This window comes from Pseudoalteromonas sp. Z1A6 (genome assembly GCF_011378745.1).
GTDB lineage: Bacteria > Pseudomonadota > Gammaproteobacteria > Enterobacterales > Alteromonadaceae > Pseudoalteromonas > Pseudoalteromonas arctica.
On record NZ_WTKW01000309.1, the window covers coordinates 1 to 4,893 of the forward strand.

Below are 4,893 nucleotides of genomic sequence, written 5' to 3' on the forward strand. Positions count from 1 at the left end.
TAAATGGTTTTATATCAGCTCTAAATCAACTAATAAACTTAACTAGCGGCAATTTATTCGCCGCTAGGTTCGTCATAATTAAAAAATGAAAAGTGGGCTTCTTTATTTTGCCCCGATAAATCTTGGCACGCCATACCAACAAAAGCACCGGTAAAACAAGGGCGATACCCTTGCGGTGATTGCTGTACGTAATCATCAGATAAAATACTGCCATCGAGCACTGGGCCAAACTTTATCCAGCAGTTCTCCTCGGTGGCGTAGTAAAACTGCAGCTGAGCGCCATTAAAATCAGCTTTTAAGTAAACAGGTTTGTTTGTTTTAAGCAAAAGCGGTGCAACAGGCGTGCTTGTTTGGTATTTATCGCAGCTAATTATATTTAAATAACACGGTGTGGTTTCATCGCCCACATCGCCGCCGCTTATATGCAAATAGTAGTAATGTGCGGTGTTGTAATAACATACTAGCCCCGCCATTTGCTGAAAACTGCTCGGCGCAAAATCAACGTATGTGCTGCTAACAGTATGTTGAGCCTGTACACGCCTGGCAATAAAACTCTGCTGATGCAATGAGCTTAAAGATTCTTTACCTACTAGGGTGAGCGATGATTTTTGGATGTTTTTATAGACCCAATTTTTGCACATAGGTATACGCAATGACTGAAAATCAACAGTAAGCTCATCGTTACTAAAATCAATATGTGCAGGAGGTTGCGGCTGGGGATTTAGCGTTAAACCTTCAACGGGTACGTGTATTCTCGGGGCTTTATTTGTGTGTTTTGCATAAGGCCAGTCATCGTCTTTCCAGATTATTTGCTCAATCCCTGTTTCACGCCCTTTAATGCAGCGGCCACGCTCAGTCAGTGGTCTTGATGTTAAAAATACCGTGTACCAATCACCGGTTTGTGTTTGAAAAAAATCTCCATGGCCACATTTTTGTAGCGCATTAATCGGCTCATGTACTGCTGTTATTACAGGGTTGTGTGGGTGTACTTGGTAAGGGCCAAATACGTTTTTAGCACGCGCTACACTAATGCAGTGTTCATACCCAGTGCCACCTTCAGCGGTAATTAAATAGTAGTAATCGCCGCGTTTTAAAATATGTGGGCCTTCAGTGCAACCAAGTTCTGTGCCTGAAAATATAGGTTTAACATCGCCTATTAACTTATTGGTTTTTAGGCAAAGCTCTTGCATCACTATGCCACCAAATAGTGCGTTGTTGCGGTGATCAACCAACATGTTGAGTAAATAACTTTTACCGTCATCATCGTGAAAAATAGACGGATCAAAACCGCTAGAATTTAAGTAAGTCGCTTGTGACCAGTTACCGGTAATATCAGTGGTTGATACAAAATAGTTTGGCGTGTCTTTGTATGGGCCATCAAAGCTTTTTACATTGGTATATACCAAATAAAAACACCCATTGTTGTAGCTAAGTTGCGCAGCCCATACGCCGCAAGAGTCGGGCACTCCTCGCATATCGAGTTGCTCTACGGTGTTAAGTGCTTGGCCTATAACTCGCCAATTTACTAAATCGGTAGAGTGGTGAATTTGCACACCGCCAAACCATTCAAATGTTGAAGTGGCTATGTAGTAATCGTTATTAACTCTGACAATGTTTGGGTCTGGGTTAAAGCCTCTTAGAATTGGGTTTTGCAGCATGCTCATAATATAGGCCTTTTTAAGTTTTTTATATTATTGGGTGTGGATATTATAAATTTGTTGTTAGCGCTAACATTTTCAGTGTAGTATAAGACTTTGTCAATAAGTAATCATTTAAAACGCGCTGTAAACAATATCAAGCTTTACAATTATGTATAATGAAAATTAAGAAAGTTAATTATAACAATCCACTGATTGTGAGTAGGTAATAACAGTAATGGCCGATCCTAAAAGAGCAAGAATACAAGATGTAGCCGAGCAGGCTGGTGTATCAATGATGACAGTTTCGCGCGTGCTCAACCAAGACAAAAAAGTAAGCGACAAAACCCGCGAAAAAGTAATGGCGGTTGTTGAGCAATTAAACTACCGGCCAAATGTGTCTGCTAGGCGTCTTGCTAGTACTAAGTCATTCTTTTTAGGACTGTTGTACGATAACCCAAGTGACTCTTACATAAGCCAGTTTTTATTGGCAGCGCTTAAAAAATGCCGCGCATTGGGCTATCACCTTGTTGTTGACGAAGCGCATACCGATATTGACAAAACAATTGAATCGGTAAAGCAACTTATTGATGTTACACAGGTTGATGGCATGATTTTACTGCCTCCTATGTGCGACAACGAACAGGTTTTAGATGTTCTTACTAAAGCAAATGTTCCGTTTGTAAGAATAACACCAGATACAAAATTAAATCGCTCCCCTTATATATGCATGGACGATTATCAAGCGGCGTTTGATGTTACAGAGCATTTAATAAATCAAGGGCATAGCAAAATTGCACATATTATTGGCGACACTAAACAAGGTGTAAGCCGTTTGCGTTACCAAGGTTATTTAGATGCATTGCGCTCTAATAAAATAATAACGCCACCTGAGTATATAGAGCAGGGCAGTTTTACCTATCAATCAGGCATGGAAGCGGCAATAAAATTACTTTCGCTTGATGATAAACCAACAGCTATTTTTGCAGCTAACGATGATATGGCGGCCGCTGTAATCTCAATAGCTCAAAAACAAGGTATTAATATTCCAAGCGAACTCTCGGTTGTTGGCTTTGATGACACGCAACTTGCAACCATAGTTTGGCCAAATATTTCTACGGTAAAACAGCCTATTAATGAAATGGCTGAGCTTGCCATTACGTTACTTGCATCGGGTCAGTATAACGATTTAAGCAATGTAAAAAGCTTAGACTTAAGACATATTTTAGATTTTGAATTAATAGAAAGAGAATCAAGCTCAGCCAATAAAAACAACTAAATAAACGAGTACGCACACCCTTTTGAGCTTCAAAATCTATATAAAATAACAACAACACACAATATGGATACTTATGAACGAGAAAGAAAATGTACTTTTAATAGTACTGGTTTGCTTTGTTGCGACCATTGGCGGTTTTTTATTTGGTTTTGACAGCGGCGTAATTAACGGCACTGTTGATGGATTACAAACGGCGTTTGGCTCCAGTAGTGCGGGTACGGGATTTAACGTATCGAGCATGCTAATTGGTTGTGCCATTGGTGCGTTTTGCGCAGGTCGATTGGCTGATAAATTTGGTCGGCGTCCAATTTTACTTTTTGCCGCTGCTTTATTTATTATAAGTGCTTGGGGTTCGGGTGTGTCAGTCACCTCGTTTGAATTTGTGATTTATCGCATTTTAGGCGGCTTAGCTGTAGGGGCTGCATCGGTTATGACCCCAGCTTATATTAGCGAAATTGCCCCGGCGCGATACAGAGGCACGCTCTCTACACTGCAACAAGTGGCTATTATTTTTGGTTTGTTTAGCGCATTTGTGAGTAACTACTTTTTAGCCAATACTGCTGGCGGTTCTACGGCTATATTTTGGCTCGACTTTGAAACATGGCGTTGGATGTTTTGGGTTGAGTTATTACCTGCATGCTTGTTTTTAATCGCTTTATTTTTTATCCCCGAAAGCCCTCGATACTTAATTATGGCTGGTAAAAAAGACGCTGCTGCACGTGTTTTATCGTCATTATATGGTGCTGAAACTGCCGCTCTTAAATTAAATGAAATAGCAGAGTCTCTTGCTGGCGATAAACACCACCCTAAATTATCTGATCTTATTGATAAACCTAAAAAACGTTTACGCCCCATTGTTTGGATAGGAATTGGCTTAGCTACATTTCAGCAATTAGTAGGCATTAACGTTGTTTTTTACTACGGCGCGGTACTTTGGCAAGCAGCCGGTTTTACTGAATCTGACGCGTTACTTATTAATATAATAAGCGGCTTTGTAAGTATTTTAGCGGTGTTTATTACCATGTATTTTATAGACAAAATTGGCAGAAAACCTTTTTTGTTAACCGGCTCAATTGGTATGACGGTGACACTTTCGGTTATTGTTTATGCCTTTTTAAATGCAGATATTGGCTCAACAGGCAACTTAGAATTAGGAGAGCAGGGCATAGTTGCTTTAATAGCCGCTAATGCTTATGTATTCTTTTTTAACTTATCGTGGGGCCCTGTAATGTGGGTTATGTTAGGCGAAATGTTCCCTAACCAAATTCGCGGCTCTGGCCTTGCAGTTACCGGCTTTGCCCAGTGGATAGCTAACTTTTTAATTACCTGGTCGTTCCCTGTTATGCTCACCGGTATAGGTTTAGCAGGTGCGTATGGTTTTTACGCATTTTGCGCGTTTGTTTCAGTTATATTTGTATTTAAGTTTTTACACGAAACCAAAGGCAAAGAGCTTGAACAAATGAAAGGGTAAATATTATTCCTTTAATAAGCGCCAAAACTAAAGCAATAGAACTAGAATAATAGAACTAAAGCAATAGTTTTGGCGTTGTTAGACTGCTTCACTCGTTAAGCTTTTTTTACTAAACCCAAACACTTTATAAACTCGCAGTAACTATCTCACTTCTCAATAGTTAAATTACTAATGCATTTAAGTAAAGTGTAAGTCGCTTGTTCAATATCACGATCAGTAATAGCGTTTAACATCATTTTTTACACTTTTATTATTTCGATTTAAGCTGCCTCCATCGCTGTTTTCCCTTAGTTGTTAACTGGGTCATCAACCTTCGGCCATGTTCTAAAAATGAATAATATTAGACGTGACGTAGTTTTTTTTAACAAGACGTAGTTGCGCAGTTTGTGTAATAAGCAACTAAAAAGCAAATACAGCTGATAGTCTGCAGTGAGCGAGAACCCGTCATTCAAAAATTTTGATATCTGAAGTCAAGATTTGACCCTCGGCTTTTTTTCTCGGCTTTT

The 4,893-nt window shown here is 39.5% G+C and carries 3 protein-coding genes; 2 read left to right on the plus strand and 1 reads right to left on the minus strand.

From position 1 onward, the window contains the following. Window positions 1-53: 53 nt before the first annotated feature. Window positions 54-1,664 carry a glycoside hydrolase family 43 protein gene (locus GQR46_RS15990; RefSeq protein ID WP_165741468.1) on the minus strand — a complete coding sequence of 537 codons (1,611 nt, stop codon included), beginning with the start codon at window positions 1,662-1,664 and terminating at the stop codon, window positions 54-56. Window positions 1,665-1,875: 211 nt separating this feature from the next. On the opposite strand from GQR46_RS15990, the gene GQR46_RS15995 reads away from it, so the two are divergent. Continuing rightward, the gene (locus GQR46_RS15995) at window positions 1,876-2,916 is read left to right on the plus strand and encodes a LacI family DNA-binding transcriptional regulator (protein WP_165727822.1); all 1,041 of its coding nucleotides are present in this window, start codon (window positions 1,876-1,878) and stop codon (window positions 2,914-2,916) included. Between the two features lie 61 nt (window positions 2,917-2,977). Next, on the plus strand, window positions 2,978-4,387 hold the full coding sequence (locus GQR46_RS16000) for a sugar porter family MFS transporter (RefSeq protein WP_305137849.1): 1,410 nt from the start codon (window positions 2,978-2,980) through the stop codon (window positions 4,385-4,387). Window positions 4,388-4,893: the final 506 nt, after the last annotated feature.